Origin of the sequence: Enterococcus avium ATCC 14025, from assembly GCF_000406965.1 — a bacterium.
GTDB lineage: Bacteria > Bacillota > Bacilli > Lactobacillales > Enterococcaceae > Enterococcus_A > Enterococcus_A avium.
Genome location: NZ_KE136367.1, coordinates 21762 through 45436, shown reverse-complemented (window position 1 = coordinate 45436; position 23675 = coordinate 21762). Strand labels below are relative to the sequence as shown.

Genomic DNA, 23675 nt, shown 5'->3' with positions numbered 1-23675 from the left:
TAAATTGACTATAGCACAGGAGGTATGACATGAAAAAGATTCTATTCGTTTGTATGGGAAATATTTGCCGCTCACCTATGGCAGAAGCAATTTTTCGCGATGCCTTTAAAACAAAACATGTGACTGATTTTGACGTTGATTCGGCAGCTACGAGTCGCTGGGAAGTGGGAAATCCACCTCATCCTGGAACACAAAAAATACTAGCGCAGCACCACATTTCGGCCAAAGGAATGCGTGCGCGTCAAGTGACGAAGGAAGATTTTTATGATACTGATTACATTATTGGGATGGATCAAGAAAATGTCAGTGACCTGCAAGCGATGGCGCCAGCAGGAACTGAAGACAAGATTTATCTTTATTTAGATCGTGTTCCGGGCTGCACAGGCGAAGGAATTCCCGATCCGTGGTATACAGGGAATTTTGAAGAAACCTATGATTTAATTCAGAAAGGTTTAAACGAATGGTTAACTTTTTTTGAAATGGATTAGATTCCTTGTTTTTTCGTTTGAATTTAAGTAAAATCAAACTACGTAACCATGCTCTTGATAGGAGGAAGCTGAATGACTAAAAACGAGAAGCCCAAGAAGAATTTAATCAAGCTGTTTTCAAATTCGTCGTATCGTTTCATCTCGGATTTTTTGAATGATTCTGCTGAAAAACGTGCTCAAGAGCAGGCCAATGAGAATATTTTTCTCAAACTGAAAATGGCATCTCTACAGAATAGTTTAGTAGTCATTCAAGTTCAGGATGAAAACAACGAAGAAAAATTTCAAACAATCTCTGGTTGGCTGCCTAAAGCGGTGACTAATGATTCTATCGTTATCCGTACTCAAGATAATCAATTGGTGATGTTGACGATTGATCGGATCAAAAAGGTGACGACCTTATCACCAAGTGGGGATCAAGAAAGTATTTCCCGATAAAAGTATTTTATGCATTTACGAGCAAACAGACATCTGTTATACTCTGGATGTACTAGAAAATAGAATAATACTGTCGCAAAGGGGAGCCCTCGGGCTGAGATTGAGATTACTCTAAACCCTAGTACCTGTTTCGGTTATTCGAGCGTAGGAATTGTGATGAAGTAAAGATATTTACTTCTCCTTTGTGGACTGTATGTTCAAAAGGAGGAGTTTTTTATGTATAAGACAAGAATTTTAGTGGAAGGAACAGTGGTGGCAGCCTTAGCGTTGGTATTATCTTTTATACCGACCACTATCGGCAGCAGCTTCACGATTTCACTGGGAATGATCCCACTGACATTGTTTGCTCTGCGCCGTGGGTTGAAGCCCGCGCTGATGGCAGCTTTCATTTGGGGAATCTTGCATTTTCCAGCGAGTCAGGTTGTTTATCTCAGCGTTGTTCAAGTATTAATCGAGTATCCAATCGCGTTTACCTTTGCCGGTTTTGCTGGATTATATGCGAAAAAGGTTCAAAAAGCTTTGAGTGAGCGGGATATGGGGAGCGTGCGAAGGAATATTGTTTTCGGAACCTTTATCGGAACAGGAGCACGATTTTTCTGGCATTTTATCGCTGGCGTGGTGTTTTGGGGAAGTTATGCTTTATGGGGAATGAATCCATGGATCTTTTCTCTTGTTATGAATGGAGTTAGCGGTTTAGCAACCGCCGTTGTGACGGCTATTGTCGCAGTTGTGGTCGCAGAAAAGGCACCGCAATTGTATTTGCCGAAGGACCGCCATTTAATTCAAAAACAAAGTCATTAATAGATAGCAAAAAAAAGCATTTGTCCTGTGTAGGCAAATGCTTTTTTATCGGAATGAAAAGACTGGATCATCATTCTCAATGTCTAGTGTCCAAAGCTGTTTGGCAGTGTCGTAAGTGATTTCCGCGATCTGTTGTTCCTTTTTGTAGTTTTTAGGACTGCGGCGCCAACCTTTTTCATCGGATAAGAATATTGGGATGCTGTAAACGCGATTTTTCATTTCAGATTGACTGAGGCAAAAAATTGCACCTTCTTGTAGGATCGGATATAATTCCTTCAACAGTTCGCCATCTAAGGGAGCAACTGAAGAGCCTTTGCGGAAAAAAGATCGGCGATCGTTAACTTTTTCTAAGACGATTCGAGTCAACTTACTAGCTAAGATACGATAGAATTCATCCAGGTAGCGATAATATACACGCATCGTTTCGTTTCCCAAATTAAAATAGACGAAATTATTTTGTAATTTATAAAAAAAGGGTGAATGCAGATGTGTTCGCATATGCCCAAAATATAGTAGTTCAGAAATTTCTAATGGAGTTAGTTCCTTCAACATTGCGTAATCATTAAAATCAATCCACTTAATTCCTTTTGAATGTGTGAATACCTTGTTGTTAAAAAATTGTTGGACTTGATCAGGACTATTAACGATTTTCAAACCTGTATGGGGCTCGTATTCTCCAGCTTCTGCGACTGGATCTAGCAATAACAAATGTTTCGGCTGATGAACGATTCCATCAACAAAATCGCTGGGTGAAAAACCTTTTGAGAGCACAGCATTACTTGTGGAATCAATATAAGCAAATAACGTTTCTGGCACAAATTTTCACCCTTTCTAATAGTCGTCACAATCATTTTAACTCAATAATAAAAAAAAAGCTCGTCAGACTGTAGACAAAAGACGTCTCGAACTCGTAATTTGAGTTTGAGACGTCTTTTTATCTGATTTCTTTCGAAATTTTGAACAAAAAAATAAAGGCTCCTTGCCTTTCCATAGCCAGGTGGCTAATTTCTTTAAATTCATTGCAGCAAACACTAGCATCGTATGCGTCGCGACTTTTTCCAAGCCTCGATACTTGGTCCAACGCATCCCATGCTTTTCTTTTGCATCCGCAAATATTCGTTCAATCGTTTGTTTCCGTTTTTTGTAAATTGATTTATTCAGATCCGTTAGGCGAAGATGTTCCACTTCATCCATCAGATCTCCCCAAACATGTCTCGTGATGACTCGTTGATGATTTTTACTTTTGGTACATTGGTTTAGCAGAGGACAGTTCACACATTCTTTTGGATTGGATTTGTATTCTCGGTACCCTTCTCGATTAACCGTTGAAAAAGCGAGCATTTGATCTTGCGGACAAATGTAACAATCATAATACTCGTCATAGAGAAACTCGTTTTTTGATAATAACCCCTTTTTCCCTTTGGGCCTTGAATAAGGCAAACAAGGTCGAAGATTCAAATGAGTCAAAAAGTGAACAAACTTAGGTGTCTTATACCCAGCATCAGCGACAACACAGTTGATTTCAGGAAAAAGTCTCTTCGATTGTTTGACGAGCTGAAAGGCGACTTGACTGTCATGAATATTTCCAGGAGTGATGATTGTGCTAAGAATAAATCCGTTGTCGTCGCATGAAGTATGGGCAGAATAAGCAAATTGTTTTTCTCGTTCGCCTTTGACGTAGTAGCCGCTTTCCGGATCAGCCTTACTTATTTTTCTTTCTTTCAGCTTCACTTCCTTTTCTAAGTCCAAAGTAAAAGGGCGTTTTCCGGCCTCTATTCGTTGACGATTGATCTCATCTTCTAATTCATCCTGATAGGCTTTCGCTTCATCATGGGTCATTTCTTTCGTAAACTTATGTTTATTGGCGTTAGCTTTGATGTGGGTAGAATCAAGATACAAATTATCCTCTGTTACAAAACCTGCTTTAACTGCTTGTTCTAAAATATAGGCAAAAATATCCTCAAACACCGTCGTTTCTCTAAATCGGCGGACATAATTCTTTCCAAAAGTTGAGAAATGGGGGATTTTCTCCTCGAAGGAATAGCCTAAAAACCAGCGGTAAGCGACATTGGTATCGACTTCCTTAATGGTTTGTCGCATGGAACGGATACCGAATAAATACTGAATAAACACCAATTTGATCAGAATCACTGGATCGATACTTGGGCGACCTAAATCGGAGTAAGTGGCTTCGACGATTGGATAAATAAATTCAAAATCAAGCGCGGCATCAATCTTTCGAACGAGATGATCTTGAGGAACTAGATCATCAATCGTAAGCATCGCAAATTGATTTCTACCATTCGTATTGTTTTTAGACATCATAACTATCACTCCTTGCATTCGTTTTCATAAATCTATTATAAAAGAAAAGACTGTAGACATCATCCATAAAATGGACTTTGTCTACAGTCTGAGCTCGTATCTTTTATTTTAAAATTTGATTACAAACCCCTTAATAACTGCAACATTAAAGCACCTTTTTAACATATAAAATCATTTTAATAAATAACGAATCTACCATCTGTTTATTTCATTTTTTTAAATTTTTTCTATTAAGTGAAAGTAGTATCACGAGATTTAATAGGGTATGATATGATTAGCGCAAGAATGCAGGAGGCATGTGATGAAGAAAAAAAGAAATTGGCTAATAAATATTTTTCTTTTCTTATTATTGTTAGTAGGCTTGGCTTTGATTTTTAACAATCAAATCAAATATTTTTTGATGCAATATAATGGTGAGCGGTATGCCGTAGCGAAAATGGATCGAAATGAAATTGATAAAAACATGGAAAAAGAAGCATCCTTTGATTTTGATGCGGTAGAACCGGCAAGCACTGAAGCGGTATTGCAGGCGCAATTAAGTAATAAACGCTTACCAGTGATCGGCGGAATTGCCATCCCATCAGTGGAGATTAACCTGCCGATTTTCAAGGGCTTATCTAATGAGGTGCTGCTTTACGGAGCAGGGACATTGTCTCCAGATCAAAAGCTTGGCGAAGGTAATTATGCCTTGGCGAGTCACCGAGCAGATCGTCCAGGATTGTTATTTACACCTCTTGAAAGCGTCAAAGAGGGCGATTTGATTTATTTGACTGATTTGCATAATATCTATACCTATAAGACGACGTTAAAAGTTCGAGTACAGCCGACAGAAGTAAAATATCTGGATGTGCAGCCAGATAAACAGCAGGTTACCTTGATAACCTGTGGTGAAATTGAAGGAGTTACTCGCATCATCGTTCAAGGAGATCTAGTAGCTATGACGCCAGTTGACAATGCTACTAATACGATGCGTAAGGCGTTCGAAATGGAACAGCGCACCTATTAAACACCTTGAATAGTTAGTTTGTGGAATAAACCTTTATCAGAAAGCTTCAAGGCTCGCCTTGAGGTTTTTTGTTACTAGAAAATTTCTGCTATACTGAAAGAAATATATGCCGTTAATTAACGATAAACAGAAGGGAGGACGCGATGGAGCTAAAGCGAATTTACATGTCGGATGTCTTAGCATTTTGGGGGAGATTCCAACAAATGCAGCTGCTCTTTCCATTTTATGCCTCTCATAGTCAAGGTCGGTCGGCTTTTTTAGCAGCTGTAAAACGCGGTGAAGGCTATTGGATACAATGCAAGTCACATTGGCTGCTGGTAGATAAAATGGATGAGAGTGATAGTTGGCGGATCAAAAATCTATTGATTTCAACAGAACTGAACTGGCAGACAGCTTTTGTGATGCTGGAAAATGCCGCACGCCAAAAGTTCAAACAGAAATTGCAGATAAAGATTGAAGCAAACCTGATTCTTCAACAGTGGCTGATTGCCCAAGGTTATCAACCGAATAACGGTGTTTGGCAAAAAGAAATGGTTTATCATACTGGACTTGTATTAGGTGGCGGCGGGGCACGCGGCGCTTATCAAATTGGCGTTTGGAAAGCATTATTGGAAAAGAACATTCAATTTGAAGTGATTACAGGAACCTCAGTCGGAGGATTAAATGGGGCACTGATTGCCCAAGGAGATTATAACCAAGCCTTAGCACTATGGGAGGAAATCGAGACCGATAAGGTATTAGACATTACCTTCAAGGAAGTGGAAGAGCTGGATTTTTCGGCGCAGGTGGATCAGCTGCGGACGTTTGTTCGAACCTCTTTACGGCAACGCGGCATTTCTTCAGAACCACTTAGGCGCTTATTGGAAGAGCGGCTGGATGTTCAGAGTATTCAAGAAGGTTGTCCTTTTTATATTGTCACGACTAAGGTTCCCGCTTTTCAAGAAGTGGTTGTTTCCCTTAACGAGTGCCGTGAAGAGGAGATAATTGATTGGTTGCTGGCATCCGCTTCCTTTTTCCCTATGATGACAATGGCTAAAATAAAGAATGAATTTTATGTGGATGGCGGCTACCGCAATAATTTGCCAGTGGATATCGCCTTGCAAAAACCGATAACGGAAGTGATCATAGTAGATGTTCATGGTCCGGGCTTGGACAAGAAGTATCGACTACCAAATGAGATTGCTGAACTGTCTTTGGTAAGTCCTTGGAGTTTGGGGGATTTATTGTTGTTTCAGAGTGCGCGTTCTTCGGAAAATATTGACTTGGGCTATTTGGAGACCAAACGAGCACTGGGCGAATTGCAGGGATATCGCTACTTTTTTAGTCGTAACGTAGATTTTGAAAGAATAACTAAGAAGTTTTTACGTTATCTCAAAACGGAAATCGCAGTCAATAGAGCTACTCTTTATCCAGAACTGAAAAAGTTTTTTCAACAAAATATCCCGATCGAATTGCTTAGTTTGGCATTCATGGAATTTTTTGCCTATTGGGTAAACGTTTCGCCAGTTCGTGTTTTTACGCCACAGGAGTTTATCGAGACTATCCTGCGGCAATTTGAGATGCCGATCAAATTGAATGCCAATTTTTCAGTACAAGAGCAAATTGAAGATTTTATTGAGAATCACAATATTTTTTCTACTTATTATCAAGTTTTACAAATTTATCAGCTACAAGGTTCTCTCGAGAAGTTTTATCGCCGTTGGCCGATACCTACCATGCTGGCAGTTTTTTTAAAATACATGCGAAATGGCTATCTTATTAATGATTTGTACAATGATAAGTAATTTTTAGTTATATATTAGGAGGAACTATAATGGCAGAGTTTAATTATGAAATCGTCGAAGAAATCGCGGTACTATCGGAAAATCCGAAGGGCTGGCGCAAGGAATTAAATTTGGTGAGCTGGAATGAACGGCCGCCGAAATTTGATTTACGGGACTGGGCTCCCAATCATGAAAAAATGGGCAAAGGTGTAACATTAAGTAATGAAGAATTTGCTGCCTTGAAGGAAACGCTAAATAAGATGTAACAAGAAGGGATCAGATAATATGAAGAGTATGACCGGTTATGGGCAAGCTGTGCAAACCAATGATGCTTATGAATTAACTATTGAACTAAAAAGCGTCAATAATCGTTTTTTAGATCTGCAGATTCGAATGCCCAAGGAATTAAACCCTTTTGAATCCCTAATTCGTAAGATCGCGAAGGAAAAAATCCAACGAGGACGCGTCGATGTATTCATTAACTTAACCCCGTTAAAAAGTGGAAACAAGCAGATTTCAGTTGATTGGCCGCTACTGCAGCAGTTGGTTACAGAGTTGCAAAATGGTGGAAAGGAACATTTTGGAATCGTTGATTTCCCGGTGGAGCAAGTCCTAGTTAAGGCGATGGAACAAAGTGATTTTGTGACGTTGATTGACCAGCCCACAGAAGAAGATACGTTGGAGGAATTAGTCCAAGCAGTAGCTAATGAAGCTTTTACTCAATTAGCAGCTAGTCGTGAATCTGAAGGGGCAGGTATTCAAAAAGTTTTAATAGACTATGGCAGTAAGGTCCAGGCTCTAGTAGTAGAGTTAAATGGATTTGTGGATGAATATGAAGCAGATTTTCAGCAACGATACCAAGCAAAATTAGAGGAATATTTGGGAAACACTGTCGACCAAGATCGCTTATTAACCGAACTGGCGATTTTATTGGAACGAGGCGATATTCATGAAGAATTGGATCGTTTGAGTATTCATATAGAAAAATTAGCGAAATTGTTACAAGCGACCGAACCTGTTGGTCGAGAGCTAGATTTCTTGTTGCAAGAAATGAATCGAGAAGTCAACACGATTGGTTCAAAATCCAGCCCGATCCAGATTAAGGATATTGTAGTTCAATTAAAAACGATTTTAGAAAAAATTCGAGAACAAATCCAAAATGTTGAATAGTTTTGAGGGATTCTATAAGAAATATGGAGCAGCTTAACGATGCCTCTTGAAATTTTCACAAAAAAAGTGCACAATAGGCGTTAGCGAAAAAGAGCATGAAAGGGCGTTAGTATGTCTGAACGAGGACTGTTGATTGTATTATCGGGACCTTCCGGAGTTGGAAAAGGAACGGTCAGAAAAGCCATTTTTGAAAGAGACGATAATGAGTTCGAATACTCCGTCTCAATGACCACCCGTCCAATGCGAAAAGGAGAAGTAGACGGCGTCGATTATTATTTCCGCACGAAAGAAGAATTTGAAGCGATGATCGAAGCGGGCGAGATGCTGGAATATGCTGAATATGTTGGAAATTATTATGGTACGCCCCTTACTTATGTAAACAAAACATTGGATGAAGGAAAAGATGTCTTTCTAGAGATCGAAGTCCAAGGTGCCCAGCAGGTAAAAGAAAAAGTACCAGATGGTGTCTTTATTTTCTTAACGCCGCCAGATCTGGCAGAATTAAAAGCGCGGATCGTTGGACGAGGTACCGATAGCCCTGAAGTGATCGAAGAACGGATGCGTGTTGCGCGCCAAGAAATCGAAATGATGGCCCTCTATGATTATGCGGTCGTCAATGATCAAGTACAAAATGCTGTCGATCGAATCAAGGATATCATCGTCAGTGAACATTACCGAGTTGACCGAGTGATTGGTAAATATATTAAAATGTTAAAGGAGATATAAGCTTATGATGTTAAAACCTTCAATTGATACGTTGTTAGACCATGTAAATTCAAAATATTCTTTAGTTATCTTAGCCAGCAAACGCGCCCATGAATTAGATGCAGGGGCGCAACCAACCTTAGATTCATTTGAATCAGTAAAAAGTGTTGGACAAGCCTTAGAAGAAATTGATGCTGGCACGGTCATTAATGATCCGCATCCAGAAATCAAACGGGAACGTTTAAAAATGGAAGAAGAAGAACGCCATTTGCAACGTGAACGCGATCAACGCGATCTAGAAGCACGGATTCGCAACGAACAAAACTAGGCAAAGATTCTTTTGCTGACGAAGCGTAAATGGGATTGTACCAAATAATTTGGCGCAGTCCCTTCTTTTTGTGTCAAAGTTTTCCTTACATAGTTTCATTAATTTAGGTGTTTATCGTTAAAATCGAGTACAATATTTAAGAATGGAGGCGGAAAGAATGAAATTAGCACAAGTGATCGTAGATGTACCGGCGATGCAAACAGATCAGCCATTTAGTTACTTGATCCCGCCTCAATTAGCGGTAGAAGTTGGAATGCGGGTAGAGGTCGGTTTCGGATCACGCCATGTTCAAGGATTTGTGGTTGGCTTTGAGACTGCATCTGAACCATTGCCTGACAATTTGAAACCGATTATCCGAGCGTTAGACTTAACTCCCGTTTTAAACAAAGAGTTATTGGCATTGGCGGATTACATGAAAGAGACGACCTTTGCTTTCAAAGTGACGTGCTTACAAACCATGCTGCCTAGCGTAATGAAGGCAGATTATCAAAAACGTTTGTTTCTTGTAACAGATGACGCTGCTGTCAGAGCAAAGTATTTTGGTGAAGCCGATTCCCTTACTTGGGAAGAAGCAGAAGCACAAGGCTGGTTAAAGGAACTAGCAATATTGCGTGAACAAGGTATCATTGAATTACGCTATGAAGTTCATACAAAAAACAAAGTAAAAACGGAACGCTATATTAAGCGAAATTTTGCGCTGGAAAATTTAGAGAGTTTAAAAGCCGAGTTACGGAAAAATTCCTATAAGCAAGAACAACTGTTAGATTTTTTAGCAGAGTTGGACGATGAAGAACTAATAGCTGTGAAACAAATGAAGGCGGAGGATTTTACATTAGCCAATCTGAACCAAGCTGAGAAAAAGGGCTGGCTGGAATTTGTAGCGATTGAGAAATACCGAGATCCTTATGCCGAAAGAGAAATTAGCCCAACTTCGCCACTAGATTTGAACGACGAACAAAGAACCGCTTATGAGGCGATCAGTCAAAAAAGCGCTAACCATGAACATCAGGTTTTCTTATTAGAGGGAGTAACTGGCAGCGGCAAGACAGAGGTCTACTTGCAGGTCATTCAAGATGTACTGGCAAATGGTCAGACAGCTATGATGCTGGTACCAGAGATTTCATTGACGCCGCAAATGGCAACACGCTTTAAGGCACGGTTCGGCAGTGAAGTAGCCGTTTTACATAGTGGTTTGTCGCAAGGAGAAAAATACGATGAATGGCGTAAGTTAGAACGTGGAGAAGCTCATGTGGTAGTGGGTGCTCGTTCAGCCATTTTTGCACCATTAGAAAATTTAGGTGTAATCATCATTGATGAAGAGCACGAGACTAGCTACAAACAAGATGAATCTCCCCGTTATCATGCGCGTGATCTAGCGATTTGGCGTGGGAAATACCATGATTGTCCAGTTGTTTTAGGGAGTGCAACCCCTTCTTTAGAATCTCGGGCGCGAGGGCAGAAGGGTGTTTATCAGTTATTAAAGCTGAATGAACGTGCAAATGCACACGCATCATTACCAGCCGTCGAAATTGTTGATATGCGTGAAGAAATGCAGCGACGATTGAACTCTTCCTTTTCTGAAAAGCTAGAGGAGAAACTACGTGACCGTTTAGCCAGAGGCGAACAAAGCGTACTGTTGCTGAATCGTCGCGGATACTCTTCATTTGTTATGTGTCGTGACTGCGGCTTCGTCTTGCCTTGTCCAAATTGTGATATCTCTTTGACCTTGCATATGGACACAAAGACAATGCGTTGTCATTATTGCGGACACGAGGAAGGAATTCCTCGTCGCTGTCCAGAGTGCGGAAAGGATAAGATTCGTTACTTTGGAACAGGTACAGAGAAGGTTCAAGAGGAATTAGAAGAGTTAATTCCAGAAGCGCGAGTTTTACGGATGGATGTGGATACGACTCGACGCAAAGGAGCCCATGAAAAGATATTGACGGCCTTCGGTGATCATGAAGCGGATATTTTATTAGGCACACAGATGATTGCAAAAGGATTGGATTTTCCGAACGTAACACTTGTTGGCGTATTGAATGCTGACACTGCCTTGAATCTGCCGGATTTCCGCTCTAGCGAACGAACGTTTCAATTGCTGACCCAGGTCAGCGGCAGAGCGGGGCGTGGAGAAAAGGCCGGGGAGGTCATTATCCAGACCTTTAATCCAGATCATTACACGATCCAACTTGCTCAACATCATGATTATGAAAGCTTTTTTCAACAAGAAATGCGAATTCGTCATCAGACGGATTATCCACCATACTATTACACAGTTAAAGTAACAGTCTCTCATCAAGAAGAGATGCGAGCTGCGCAAAAAGCTTTCCAATTAGCAGAACAATTGCGCAAACAGCTAAGCCCGCAAAGCATTCTTCTAGGACCGACACCAGGAGCAATCTTGCGGATTAAAAACCGCTATTATTATCAACTGATCATCAAATATAAAAATGAACCGAAACTACAAGCAACCTTAGAAGATATTTTACAGGTGAGTCAAAAAGATCAGCGTCAAGGTTTGTTGATCGCTATTGATAACGAACCTATGTATTTTATTTAAGGCAGGAAAGGAGCAATTTATGCGTTACCCTATTATTATTCACCCTGATGAACGCTTAAATAAAAAAGCAGAACCCATTGAATATATCACTGACGAGATTGTCAATTTGTTAGACGATATGTATGAGACAATGGTAGCTCACGATGGTATTGGGCTTGCAGCACCACAAATTGGTAAAAATCTGCGTCTTGCAGTGGTAGAAGTGGAAGAAGGAGACCGCTTTGATTTTATTAATCCTGAGATCATCGAGCACAAGGGAACTAATATTGATGTAGAGGGTTGCCTTTCAATTCCAGAGACATACGGAACTGTGGAACGAGCGGATGAAGTAACTGTTCGTTATTATGACCGCGAAGGCTCAGAGATGGAAGTTACAGCTTATGGATATTTAGCTAGAGCCTTTCAACACGAGATCGATCATTTAGATGGAAAATTGTTTATCAATCAAGTGATTGAAGTGATTAAACCAGAAGACTTAGAACGTTATATGGAGGAACATGTCAATGACTAAAATTGTATTTATGGGAACACCCGCTTTTTCAGTCCCTATTTTAGAAAGTTTGATTGAAGCCGGTTATGATGTAGCAGCAGTAGTCACACAGCCTGATCGACCGGTTGGACGAAAAAAGATTATCACCCCTACACCAGTAAAGGAAGCTGCGCTGAAGCATAATCTATTAGTTCTCCAGCCAGAAAAAATTAGTGGCTCGCCTGAAATGGAGAAGATTAAAGAATTGGCGCCTGACTTATTGATTACGGCCGCTTTTGGACAATTTTTACCGGAAAAATTATTACAAGTTCCCAAATTAGGCGCAATCAATGTTCATGCCTCATTACTACCGAAATATCGCGGCGGCGCACCAGTACATTATGCGATCATGGAAGGCGAAGCCGAAACGGGTGTAACCATCATGGAAATGATCAAAAAAATGGACGCTGGTGGAATTTTCAGCCAGCGAAAAATTGCTATCACAAAACAAGATGATGTGGGGACAATGTTTGAAAAACTTAGCCAAGTAGGTAAAGAGCTTTTGTTAGAGACCTTGCCGAAGATTATCTCTGGCGAATTGAAGCCTACACCACAAAATGAAGAGGAAGCAACGTTTTCTCCAAATATCAGTCGTGAACAAGAAGCGATTGATTGGAAAAAAACAGCAGAAGCAGTTGATAATCAGGTTCGTGGAATGCATCCATGGCCTGTGGCATTTACAACCTATGAAGGTGCACGCTGGAAGATTTTCCACGCTACTCCATTAGAAGAAACAACTACTGCTGCTCCAGGGACAATTGTTTCTCGCACCAAAAAAGCATTACATATCGCATGCGGTGAAGGAACGGTGCTAGCAATCGACGAGCTACAACCTGCCGGCAAAGCTAAACAATCGATCCAAGCCTTTTTAAATGGCAGCGGCCAAGCAATTGCTGAAGGGCAGCAGGTGGGCTAATGGCAAAGATTCCAAAGAAATTATTACGCTCCGTTCGTTTCACCGCTTTAGAAGCAATCGAGCGGATCAATCGTGGTGGCGCCTATTCGAATTTATTATTGAATGAACTGATTCAAAAGAACCAAGTCGACGGTAAAGATACAGCACTCTTGACAGAGCTTGTATACGGCACTGTTAGTCGCCAGCTGTTGTTAGCGTATAATATCGAACCTTTTATCAAAAAAGCAAAAAAAGTTGATCCATGGGTCAGAAGCTTATTGCAGTTATCTATCTATCAAATGCTTTATTTAGATCGCGTTCCCGACCATGCGATTATCAATGAGGCGGTGGAAATCGCTAAAGCTAAAGGGAATCCTGGTACAGGGAAATTCGTTAACGGCGTTTTACGCTCATTTCAACGCGAAGGAGCACCTTCGTTAGATCTGATCCAAGATCCAATTGAGCGATTAGCAACTGAAATCAGTTTGCCTAAGTTTCTGACAGAAAAATTTGTTGCAGAAATCGGAGAGAAAGAGACGCGTAAATTAGGCCTGTCTTTATTAGAACCTAGCCGTGTCAGCGCTCGGATTGATTTACGCTTTTTAACACGTGCAGAGGCGATCGAGGCTTTGGAAGAAGATGGTATTGAAGCACGTATCAGCGAATTATCGCCTTATGGCATTGTAGCGGATAAAGGCTTTTTAGCTGGTAGTGAATTGTTTCAAAATGGCTGGCTGACGATTCAAGATGAAAGCTCGATGCTTGTCGCTCAAGCAATGCAGATCAAACCAGGACAAAAAGTGTTGGATGCTTGCGCAGCTCCAGGGGGAAAGACCACTCATATTGCCGCATTATTACAAGATGAGGGGTCAGTGACAGCGCTGGATATTCATGAACACAAACTAAAGCTGGTTCGTGAAAATGCGGAGCGATTACGTGTAGCTGATACCGTCGTGACGAAAAAAATGGATGCTCGTGAAGCGGCAGAAACCTTCGAACCAGAAACTTTTGATCGTATCTTAGTGGACGCGCCTTGTTCAGGTTTAGGCTTGATGCGGCGGAAGCCAGATATCAAATACCAAAAACAACCACAAGATTTTGTTCAATTGCCTAAAATTCAACTAGAAATTTTAAAGAATTGCGCTCCCACATTGAAATCTGGTGGAATTATGGTATACAGTACATGTACGATTGCGAAAGAAGAAAACCAAATGGTAGTTGCTGAATTTTTAACAGCTCACCCAGAATTTGAAAAAATTGAACTAGATTTAGAGATGAAATTACAGCCAGCGGTTCATGAACAAATGTTGGTTTTATACCCAGAAATGTTTATGACAGACGGCTTCTTTATTTGTGCAATGCGAAAAAAATAGCTAAATGAGGTGGACAAAAAGATGGAGATTCAATTTCAATCAGACATCGGCAAGCGGCGCAATATGAATCAAGACTATGCAAATGTTTTTACCAATCAAGCAGGTATGTATTTAGCGATATTAGCCGATGGCATGGGCGGTCATTTGGCTGGCGATGTTGCTAGTAAAATGGCGGTTGACGGATTAGGTGCTGCTTGGTCGACCTCAACTATTGAGCAGCCTGAAGAAGCCGCTAAATGGTTTTCAGCTGAAATTCAAAATGTCAATGAAGCGATCTATCAAGAAGGGATTGCTCATCCTGAAATGCAAGGAATGGGAACAACAATCGTCAGTACAGCCTTGTTGGATGAAAAATTTGTATTGGCTCATGTCGGTGACAGTCGAGCCTATTTGATTCAAAATAATCAGTTGCAGCAATTGACAGATGATCATTCCTTGGTTAATGAGCTGCTGAAATCGGGAGAAATTACTGCAGAAATGGCGGCAATCCATCCGCAAAAGAATGTACTGACACGTTCGGTAGGAATTGCTGGCACGATCCAAACAGATATTTCAAAGCATCAGTGTCATCAGAACGATTATTTGTTGCTGTGCTCAGATGGCTTGACTAATATGGTTAGTGAAGAAAATATTTTAGCAATCGTGGAAAGTGATCAAACATTGGAAGCTAAGACGAAACAATTGATTAATGCGGCCAATGATGCTGGTGGTGCAGATAACATCACTGTCTTGCTGATCCATTTTGAAGGGGAGGCTCGTCCATGATCGAAATAGGCAAATTGGTCAATGGACGTTATAAAGTCATCGCCAATATCGGTAGCGGCGGTATGGCTAACGTCTTCTTGGCCCACGATTTGATTTTGGATCGTGATGTTGCCATCAAAATATTACGCTTCGATTTTCAAAATGATCAAACTGCGATTCGTCGTTTTCAACGGGAAGCTTTAGCAGCAACTGAAATGGTTCATCCCAATATCGTCGGTGTTTACGATGTGGACGAAGAAAGCGGTATGCAGTATTTGGTTATGGAATACGTGAAGGGAATGGATTTGAAACGCTATATTCAAATGCATCAGCACATTCCTTACGGCAAGATTGTAGATATCATGGAACAAATTCTATCTGCAGTGAGCCTAGCTCACGCACATGGAATTATCCATCGTGACTTGAAGCCCCAAAATATTTTGATGGATCAGGCAGGCGTGGTAAAAATCGCGGATTTTGGTATTGCGATCGCCTTATCTGAAACCTCTCTGACCCAAACCAATTCTATGTTAGGTTCTGTCCATTATCTATCACCAGAGCAAGCCCGCGGCAGTATGGCAACAAAGCAATCGGATATTTATGCTTTGGGGATTATTTTGTATGAGATGATCACCGGTAGTGTTCCTTTTGACGGTGAATCGGCCGTAACGATTGCACTGAAGCATTTTCAAGACGAAATGCCATCGGTAAAAGGCTTTGATCCTGAAGTGCCGCAAGCATTAGAGAACATTGTGATGCACGCAACTGCGAAGGAGCCGGCAGATCGTTATAAGACGGCCGAAGAAATGGCAGCGGATCTTTCAACTGCATTAACATCCGGTCGGGCAAATGAATTGCCGTGGCAACCAACGGTGATGCTGGATGAGACAAAAGTATTGACGCCAATTCAGCCAGAAGATATGCAGACTGAAAAACCTAAAGAAGAACAGCCTGCACCCGAAGAAAAGCCGAAAAAGAAAAAAGGTAAGAAGCGCTTTATTATCATTTTCTTATTGCTGATGTTGGGAATCGGCGGGGTTGTTGGGTATCTGCTAACCAGTTCCGCTGAAATATCGATTCCTCAAGTTGAGAATATGACTGAAGCAGAAGCGCGAACCGCGTTAAAGAATGCAAATTTGACCGTTGATAGTAAAACATCAGAAGTACCGAGCGATACGATAAAAAAGGGTCACGTTGTTAAGACAAGTCCTGAAGCGGGTACTATGATTAAAAAGAGTCGTTCTGTACGGTTATTTATCAGCTCAGGTACTAAGAAGGTTACGATAAAAAGCTATAAAGGTCAGACGATTGATGCTGCAACACAAGAGCTAGTGGAAATTGGTTTTTTAGAAAAAAATATTGTTTCTGAAAAAGTCAACGACGACACAGTTCCAGCAGGACAAATTCTGAGTCAAACCCCTCAAAGCGGGACCAAGCTTGATCCAAAAGAAGATGAGATTACTTTTAAGGTTTCAGACGGTCCTGAAAAAATAAAAATCGGTGATTATTCTCAAATGACCTATGATGAGGCTGAACAAAGCCTGTTGCAATTAGGGATTACAATAGATCAAATCAAACGGATAGATGAATATAGCGAGACAATTGAAGCTGGCGAGGTCATCAGTCAAGACCCTGTCAGTGGAACAGGATTGACTTCAAAAGACACAATTACTTTAAAAGTCAGTTCAGGATCAGAATATGCGGCACTAAATGACTTATCTGGTCAAGATAAAGCTACGGCGGAAAGTACAATTTCCAATTTAGGTTTAAAATATTCTGAGCAACAAGAATTTTCAGATGATGTTGAAAAGGGAAAAGTTATTCGAACAGATCCCGGAGCAGGTTCTATAAAGCTTGGCAGTAATGTAACAGTCTATGTTTCAAAGGGACCAGAAAATGAAGAGACAAGCTTTGATGTGACGATATCTGCTAAATTTACTGGTTCAGGTGATCAACAAGATACGATTACAGTGATGCTGAAAGATGCAAAAAACGCAACTTCAACACGAGCTTTAGACTTTAAATTAGACAAAAATACCCCCTCAATGGAACAGTCTGTCTCAGTAACGATTATCAAAGGAGAATCTGCCACCATTGAAGTCCAACGTAACGGTAATTCAGCAGTCACGAAAAATGTTCAAAAGGCTGAAACAATCTCAGTACCGTAGAAAAAACCTTTCCTAAATTCTTTAGGAAAGGTTTTTAGGTTATTTGTACTGAAATTAGATTTGAAGTATGCTACAATAAAGCTGAATTGTAAGATGATTTTAGAAATGTTTGTAAAGATAGTACACGGCTTGTAGATTGAATTAATTTTTCAAAAGAAAAAGGAGATGAGACGGATCGAAGGACAGATTCGTAAAGCCCTGAGTGGTTTTTATTATGTTGCTAGTGAAGGAGAAATTTACCAAACTCGCGCACGGGGAAACTTTCGTAAAAGAAAATTGACACCCTTAGTTGGGGATGAGGTTGTTTTTAGTAGCGAAGAAAATAGTGAAGGCTATATTCTTGAATTGCTACCAAGAAAAAATGATTTGGTTCGTCCACCAGTCGCTAACGTTGACCAAGGTGTGATTGTGACTAGCCTAGTGGAGCCCAATTTTTCTTACAATCTATTGGATCGTTTCCTAGTAACTTTGGAAAATAAGTATATTCATCCGATCATCTATTTGTCTAAGACGGATTTAGTCGCTGATGAAATGTTGGTTGATGAAATCCGTTCAGTTTATGAGCCGCTCGGTTATCCTGTAATTGATGGTGAACAAGATAAGCAAAAATTAACAAATTTATTTACAGATAAATTAACCGTTTTTATGGGACAATCAGGAGCTGGAAAGTCAACATTGTTGAATATTGTTTCGCCGGACTTGAATTTAGAGACAGGGGAAATATCTGATTCATTAGGTCGCGGACGCCATACTACTCGCCACGTCGAGCTGTTAGAGTTATTTGGTGGTTTGGTAGCCGATACTCCCGGATTCAGTTCGATTGATTTTTTAGAAATTACAGCTGATGAACTTCCAAAACAATTTCCAGAATTTCGTGAAGCTGCGCCGAATTGCCGTTTCCGTGAGTGTCGACACGTGAAGGAACCTGGCTGTGAAGTAAAGCATCGTTTAGAAGAAGGAACGATTGCACGGAGTCGTTACGATGATTATTTGCAGTTTCTACAAGAAATCGAAAAACGTCGACCTATCTACAAAAAAAATAAGTAGTTTTTAAAGGAAAATAAATACATTAAAAAGAAAAAGGATGTCAGTCCAACTTTTCGCAGTACGTTTTGTATAAAGGGGACCTTAAAAATATTAGTACGTTTCAATGTTGTAGGGCGCTAGTTGGATGATATACGGCTTGAAAATCAGACTTATTTTTTCTGAAAGGGAAAATAAATACATTAAAAAAGAAAAAGGAGTAAACGACTATGAAAATTGCCCCATCGATTTTAAGTGCGGATTTTGCACGCTTAGGTGAAGAAGTGAAAATGGTAGAAGATGCAGGTGTTGACTACATCCACATCGATGTGATGGATGGAAACTTTGTCCCAAATATTTCTTTTGGTCAAGTTGTGGTGAACGCATTGCGTCCAGTTACCAAATTACCGTTAGACGTCCATTTGATGATCGCTAATCCAGAAAATTATATCAATGATTTTGCAAAAGCCGGAGCGGATATTATTATGGCTCATGTAGAAGCTACACCGCATATTCATCGCGTGGTTCAAATGATCAAGGCTGCAGGTGTAAAACCAGGTGTTGTATTGAATCCAGGAACACCGGTAGAATCAATCAAGTACATTTTAAATGATGTAGATCAAATTCTAGTGATGACGGTCAATCCTGGTTTTGGTGGACAATCATTCATTGAGAGTCAAGTTGAAAAAATTGCAGAATTAGACCGGCTGCGCAAAGAGCATGGTTACCGTTATGAAATAGAGGTTGATGGTGGAATTCAGCCAGAATCAGCAAGAAAATGTGCAGAAGCTGGAGCAGATGTTTTTGTGGCAGGTTCATACATCTATGACGCGGAAAATCCAGAAGAAAAAATCAATGCACTGCGGACGGCTATCGAATAATGAAAACTTTACTTGTGGCAGGCGGTGATCCTAATCACTGGCCTGCTATTTCAAATGATTTTGATAAAATCATCGGAATTGATCGAGGGAATCTATACCTTTTGCGTCGAGGAATTATTCCTGATTTAGCGATTGGCGATTTCGATTCGTTAAATGATGCTGAAAAAAAGGAAGTGTTTAGCCAAGTTGCTGAAGTGCAAACCTCACCTGCTGAAAAGGATGATACAGATACACAATTGGCGTTAGTTCGTACCTTTGAACGATATCCTAAAGCGGATGTAACTTTAATTGGTGCGACAGGCGGACGTTTGGATCACTTATTAGCGAATTTGTGGTTAGGATTAGAACCACGGTTTGAACCTTTTTTGTCTCAGATCACCATAGCAGATAAAGGAAATACGGTAAATTACATTTCTTCAGGAAACCATGTTATTGAGAAAATTCCGTCTATGAAATATCTAGCTTTCTGTTGCTTGACTCCTGTAAGTAAATTGACTTTAAAGAATGTAAAATATGAACTTGACGTCGTTGATTTTCTACAGCCAACTAGCTTAGCTAGCAATGAGTTTTTAACAGGAAATGCTGAGGTAAGTTTTTCAACTGGTCTGATTGCTGTGATACAAAGTAAAGATATTTAATCGAGGAGTATTGAATCGTTTTTTGGGAACGAGTTCACTGCTTCTTTTTTTGTTTATGAGAGATACTAAAATTCTCTAAAATCAATCGCCCAAGCTTTTTAATCCCTTCATTTAGTGTTAAAATTTGTTCTATATTATAGCGTTCAGAGGTGCCTACGTGAGAAAGTTTAATCCGAATAAGAATATTATTATCATACTAATTGTTGTTATTATTATTGTAGCAACTGTATCGATTACTGCAGCAAATCGTGCGAAGGATAGTGATACAAATGTTGTTCAATCGACCATTAATGATACTATCAGCGTGGTTGATAAAGTTATTACTGCACCAGGACGTTGGCTTGGTAGCGGTGTAGCAGCTGTTTCCAATTTAATTAATACGTATGACGAAAATCAAAAACTAAAGAATGAAATTGATCAATACGATGAGGTGAAACAGCAGACAAAGAACCAAGCTCAAGAAATCGAACGTTTAAAAAATGAACTTGAGTTGAATCAAACGTTGACCAGTTATGAAAAAGTTACAGCTAATGTTATCACCCGTTCTCCTGATACTTGGCAAGATATGCTGATTGTTGATAAAGGCAGCAGTGACGGAGTTGAAGGGAATATGGCGGTTATGTCCAAAAAAGGTTTGATCGGTCGAGTAATGGAAGTGAATGCTCATTCCTCCAAAATTCAACTATTAACCTCTGATAATAAAAGCAGTAATCATTTTCCGGTAAGAATAAGTTCAGATAAAGGGAATTCATTTGGTGTTTTAAGTAAGTATGATGTAAAGGCGCAACAATTAATTGCGTCAGAAATTACAGGTGATCAAGATATTAAAGAAGGAGACGTCGTTCAGACTTCTGGGTTAGGTGGGAACTCACCAGCTGATTTAGCCATCGGTACGGTCGTAAAAGTGAAGCCAGACAGCTATGGGTTAAATCGTGAAGTTTACATCAAACCCTATGCACAAATGTATGATATTTCAGTCGTAACGATTATTCAAAGAATGGCGGGAGCGACAGAATGATTAGTAGAACAACTCTAAAATATATTACCCCGTTCTTATTATTTTTCTTATTTTTAATAGATGCCCATGTCACACGAATTATCGCAGCTTGGACAGACAATATCTATGTTGCAAACGCACATTTAGCGCTGTTGGTCCTTTTGATTGTCTCTCGTGTTGTTAACGAGCGTTTTTTATTAGGAACTTCTTTAGTCTTGGGGACATTGTATGATCTGTATTATATTGGCGTTGTTGGAATCTATGCTGTGATTTTCCCGTTACTAGTCATGGTATTTTATTTTTTTAAAAAAACCATTCAGCAAAATATTTTAACGCTCTTTTTTACTGTTGTAATCAGTGTAACGCTCTTTGAATTAATCAGTTTATTATTGCAATCTGTTTTCGGACTAACAGGGGTCAGCAGCGATTTTTTTGTTCCGCGATATTTAGGCCCAACGTTGCTTTTTAATATTCTAACATTTGTAATTTTAATCTTTCCATTAGAAAAAATATTGATTGGGCCACCCGAAGAAGAGCTTGGTATATAAGGGATAATCCGATTATTTTAATAAACAAAAAAAACAGAAGAAATTTTCTTCTGTTTTTTTGTAGACAAAATTTGTAACTAAAAAATAGTGAATTGAAATGTTTTTGTAACAAAGCTATTATCTGCATGACATACAGCTGTGGTAAACTCATGAATGTGTTAGAAAAAAGTCTAATAAAAATCAAAACTTTAAAATTAAACTTAAAAAATAGTCGGAGGACATAAGAGTGAAAAAAAGTTTGTTATCAGCATTAATGGTATGTTCAGTAACATTAAGCGCATTAGCAGCTCCAGCCGCAGCTTCTGCCGATGAATTTGATAGTAAAATTGCAGATCAGGATGCGAAAATTTCAAGTTTACAAAACCAACAAACCGATGCGCAGTCACAAATTAGTGCATTAGAAGGTGAAGTTGCTTCAATTAACGATAAGGCTCAAGGCCTATTAAACGAACAAGAATCTCTAAGACAAAAATCTCAAGAATTACAAAAGCAAATCGAAACGTTAGATAAACGTATTGAAAAACGCTCCGAGGCAATCAAAGAGCAAGCGCGTGATACACAAGTTAAACAATCTTCAGGTACAAATGTTATTGATGTAGTATTGAATGCTGAATCATTCACTGATGCTGTTAGCCGTGTTCAAGCAATGACAACGATCGTTAAAGCAAATAACGATTTAGTTGAACAACAAAAAGCGGACAAAGCAGAAGTTGAACAAAAACAAGCTGAAAATAAAAAACAACAAGAGCAGATTGCTGCTAACCAAGCGACTTTAGAAAGTCAAAAAGGTGATTTGATCGCTAAGCAAGCTGATTTAAATGTTCAAACAACAACATTAGCTGCTGAACAAGCAACAGCTGAGAGCGACAAAGCAAGTTTGAAAGAAAAACAAGAAGCGGCTATCAAAGAACAACAACGTGTTCAAGAAGAAGCTCGTAAAGCTGCGGAAGCACAAGAAGCTGCTAAGAAAGCAGAAGCTGAAGCACAAGAAAAAGCAGATGCAGATGCTAAAGCGGTAGCTGATCGTAAAGCGCAAGAAGAAGCTGCGGCTAGCACGACTACAACTGAAAGTTCTAGTTCTACTGTAGAATCTTCTTCAACTGAGCAAACTCAATCAAGCACAGTGGATTCTTCAGCGACAGAATCTTCAAATGAAGATAATTTCCAAGGCGGCGGAGCAACACCAACAACGCCTTCTGAGTCTGATACAGGAAATACAAATTCAAATAATCAAGGCTCGACTTCATCAACAACGAATAACCAAACGCCATCAACACCTGCACCGACGCCTACACCAACACCAACTCCAGCACCATCTGGAAATGGTTCAGGCGTAGTTGCGGAAGCTATGAAATATATTGGTACGCCATATGTGTGGGGTGGAAAAACACCTGCAGGATTCGACTGCTCTGGCTTTACTTCATACGTGTTCCGTCAAGCTACTGGACGCGAAATCGGTGGCTGGACAGTACCTCAAGAATCAGCTGGAACTCGTATCTCAGTTGGCGAAGCACAAGCGGGAGATTTATACTTCTGGGGTAGCCCTGGTGGAACGTATCATGTTGCCATTGCAATGGGCGGTGGACAATACATCCACGCACCACAACCAGGTGAAACAGTTACAGTAAGTTCTGTAAGTTACTATGCGCCAAGCTTTGCGGTTCGTATGTAAGCTAATTTAATTAATCGTGACCGGTACGAATTTCGTACCGGTTTTTTTAATGGAGGAAATGCAATGCAAAAACAATTGAAAAATGGAAATTTTTATTTAGGTATTGCTGTTTTGATGATGCTGGTTCTATTTATTAGTTCTTCAATGACCTATCAACAGCAAAGCCAAGTTGGTCTAATTCAAAGAGTATTAGTGAACGAACCGCTAAAAGGCTTTTTTAGCAAGATTTCTTTTGACTATGCAGGTAGTGAGGTAAGTATTTCAGCAAAGGGTTATGTTAAGTTTGTTGAATTTTTTATTCGTAAAGGTGCACACTTTATGACTTATTTTATTTTAGGTGGCAGCTTATATTTAGGATTATCCCCGAAATTAAAGCAAAAATCATCAGTCTTAGGTCTGTATTTCGCATGGATGGCTGCAACTGGTTATGCCGCAACAGATGAATTTCATCAAATGCTGAATGGTGGACGAACACCATTATTTCAGGATGTTATGTTAGATTCTTTTGGGGCACTGACTGCTTGTCTAATTATTATTGTTTATCAGACGATTCGTAAAAAGCGCTAATAGTGTTTATTCTTGACGGAAAGTAGTTTCAGGTAGACAATAATAGAGACCAAAAATAT

24 protein-coding genes and 1 riboswitch are annotated in these 23675 nt (G+C 39.8%); of the genes, 22 read left to right on the top strand and 2 right to left on the bottom strand.

Translation table 11 applies throughout. The features are described from left to right. The first annotated feature begins 29 nt into the window (after positions 1-29). The 3 genes from OMU_RS19560 (at position 30) to thiT (ending at position 1724) form a co-directional block, all read left to right on the top strand. Entirely contained in the window at positions 30-488 is a 459-nt protein-coding gene (locus tag OMU_RS19560; RefSeq protein ID WP_016181590.1) for a low molecular weight protein-tyrosine-phosphatase, read from the top strand. 72 nt (positions 489-560) lie between these two features. Then, a complete protein-coding gene (locus OMU_RS19555; protein WP_016181589.1) occupies positions 561-923 on the top strand; it encodes a hypothetical protein in 363 nt (120 codons plus the stop codon). A 69-nt stretch (positions 924-992) separates the two neighbouring features. Further along, a riboswitch (TPP riboswitch) is annotated at positions 993-1091 on the top strand. A 48-nt stretch (positions 1092-1139) separates the two neighbouring features. Beyond that, positions 1140-1724 carry an energy-coupled thiamine transporter ThiT gene (gene thiT / locus OMU_RS19550; protein WP_016181588.1) on the top strand — a complete coding sequence of 195 codons (585 nt, stop codon included), beginning with the start codon at positions 1140-1142 and terminating at the stop codon, positions 1722-1724. Between the two features lie 45 nt (positions 1725-1769). Here thiT and OMU_RS19545 read toward each other — a convergent pair whose 3' ends face one another. Then, positions 1770-2540, bottom strand: coding sequence for a hypothetical protein (locus OMU_RS19545; RefSeq protein ID WP_016181587.1), 771 nt, complete (start codon positions 2538-2540; stop codon positions 1770-1772). Between the two features lie 63 nt (positions 2541-2603). Beyond that, the gene (locus OMU_RS19540) at positions 2604-4049 is read right to left on the bottom strand and encodes an IS1182 family transposase (RefSeq protein WP_016181586.1); all 1446 of its coding nucleotides are present in this window, start codon (positions 4047-4049) and stop codon (positions 2604-2606) included. 301 nt (positions 4050-4350) lie between these two features. Between OMU_RS19540 and OMU_RS19535 the strand changes: the two genes are divergently transcribed. The 19 genes from OMU_RS19535 (at position 4351) to OMU_RS19445 (ending at position 23616) form a co-directional block, all read left to right on the top strand. Further along, a complete protein-coding gene (locus tag OMU_RS19535; protein WP_016181585.1) occupies positions 4351-5055 on the top strand; it encodes a class A sortase in 705 nt (234 codons plus the stop codon). Positions 5056-5198: 143 nt separating this feature from the next. Then, complete coding sequence (locus tag OMU_RS19530; RefSeq protein ID WP_016181584.1) at positions 5199-6839, top strand: patatin-like phospholipase family protein; 1641 nt, start codon at positions 5199-5201, stop codon at positions 6837-6839. A gap of 29 nt (positions 6840-6868) precedes the next feature. After that, complete coding sequence (locus OMU_RS19525; protein ID WP_016181583.1) at positions 6869-7084, top strand: YdbC family protein; 216 nt, start codon at positions 6869-6871, stop codon at positions 7082-7084. Between the two features lie 19 nt (positions 7085-7103). Beyond that, positions 7104-7988, top strand: coding sequence for a YicC/YloC family endoribonuclease (locus OMU_RS19520; RefSeq protein ID WP_016181582.1), 885 nt, complete (start codon positions 7104-7106; stop codon positions 7986-7988). Between the two features lie 111 nt (positions 7989-8099). After that, on the top strand, positions 8100-8714 hold the full coding sequence (gene gmk, locus OMU_RS19515) for a guanylate kinase (RefSeq protein ID WP_016181581.1): 615 nt from the start codon (positions 8100-8102) through the stop codon (positions 8712-8714). 4 nt (positions 8715-8718) lie between these two features. Then, positions 8719-9021, top strand: coding sequence for a DNA-directed RNA polymerase subunit omega (gene rpoZ / locus OMU_RS19510; RefSeq protein WP_010745310.1), 303 nt, complete (start codon positions 8719-8721; stop codon positions 9019-9021). 157 nt (positions 9022-9178) lie between these two features. Further along, entirely contained in the window at positions 9179-11581 is a 2403-nt protein-coding gene (gene priA / locus OMU_RS19505; RefSeq protein WP_016181580.1) for a primosomal protein N', read from the top strand. Between the two features lie 19 nt (positions 11582-11600). Beyond that, a complete protein-coding gene (gene def, locus OMU_RS19500; RefSeq protein WP_016181579.1) occupies positions 11601-12092 on the top strand; it encodes a peptide deformylase in 492 nt (163 codons plus the stop codon). After that, complete coding sequence (gene fmt / locus OMU_RS19495; protein WP_016181578.1) at positions 12085-13026, top strand: methionyl-tRNA formyltransferase; 942 nt, start codon at positions 12085-12087, stop codon at positions 13024-13026. Before def ends, fmt begins: the two co-directional genes overlap by 8 nt. Beyond that, a complete protein-coding gene (rsmB, locus tag OMU_RS19490; protein ID WP_016181577.1) occupies positions 13026-14378 on the top strand; it encodes a 16S rRNA (cytosine(967)-C(5))-methyltransferase RsmB in 1353 nt (450 codons plus the stop codon). Before fmt ends, rsmB begins: the two co-directional genes overlap by 1 nt. Before the next feature lie 21 nt (positions 14379-14399). Then, on the top strand, positions 14400-15143 hold the full coding sequence (locus tag OMU_RS19485) for a Stp1/IreP family PP2C-type Ser/Thr phosphatase (RefSeq protein ID WP_016181576.1): 744 nt from the start codon (positions 14400-14402) through the stop codon (positions 15141-15143). After that, complete coding sequence (gene pknB, locus OMU_RS19480; RefSeq protein ID WP_016181575.1) at positions 15140-17290, top strand: Stk1 family PASTA domain-containing Ser/Thr kinase; 2151 nt, start codon at positions 15140-15142, stop codon at positions 17288-17290. Before OMU_RS19485 ends, pknB begins: the two co-directional genes overlap by 4 nt. Before the next feature lie 165 nt (positions 17291-17455). Further along, a complete protein-coding gene (gene rsgA, locus OMU_RS19475) occupies positions 17456-18337 on the top strand; it encodes a ribosome small subunit-dependent GTPase A (protein ID WP_016181574.1) in 882 nt (293 codons plus the stop codon). A gap of 206 nt (positions 18338-18543) precedes the next feature. After that, entirely contained in the window at positions 18544-19194 is a 651-nt protein-coding gene (gene rpe / locus OMU_RS19470; RefSeq protein WP_016181573.1) for a ribulose-phosphate 3-epimerase, read from the top strand. Next, positions 19194-19832: a thiamine diphosphokinase gene (locus tag OMU_RS19465; RefSeq protein ID WP_016181572.1), complete on the top strand. Its 639-nt coding sequence runs from the start codon at positions 19194-19196 to the stop codon at positions 19830-19832. The genes rpe and OMU_RS19465 overlap by 1 nt, the downstream gene beginning before the upstream one ends. A gap of 157 nt (positions 19833-19989) precedes the next feature. Beyond that, on the top strand, positions 19990-20850 hold the full coding sequence (gene mreC / locus OMU_RS19460) for a rod shape-determining protein MreC (protein ID WP_016181571.1): 861 nt from the start codon (positions 19990-19992) through the stop codon (positions 20848-20850). Beyond that, the gene (gene mreD / locus OMU_RS19455; RefSeq protein WP_016181570.1) at positions 20847-21377 is read left to right on the top strand and encodes a rod shape-determining protein MreD; all 531 of its coding nucleotides are present in this window, start codon (positions 20847-20849) and stop codon (positions 21375-21377) included. Before mreC ends, mreD begins: the two co-directional genes overlap by 4 nt. 226 nt (positions 21378-21603) lie before the next feature. Beyond that, a complete protein-coding gene (locus tag OMU_RS19450; protein ID WP_016181569.1) occupies positions 21604-23049 on the top strand; it encodes a C40 family peptidase in 1446 nt (481 codons plus the stop codon). Positions 23050-23112: 63 nt separating this feature from the next. Next, positions 23113-23616: a VanZ family protein gene (locus tag OMU_RS19445; RefSeq protein ID WP_016181568.1), complete on the top strand. Its 504-nt coding sequence runs from the start codon at positions 23113-23115 to the stop codon at positions 23614-23616. The last annotated feature ends 59 nt before the right edge of the window (positions 23617-23675 follow it).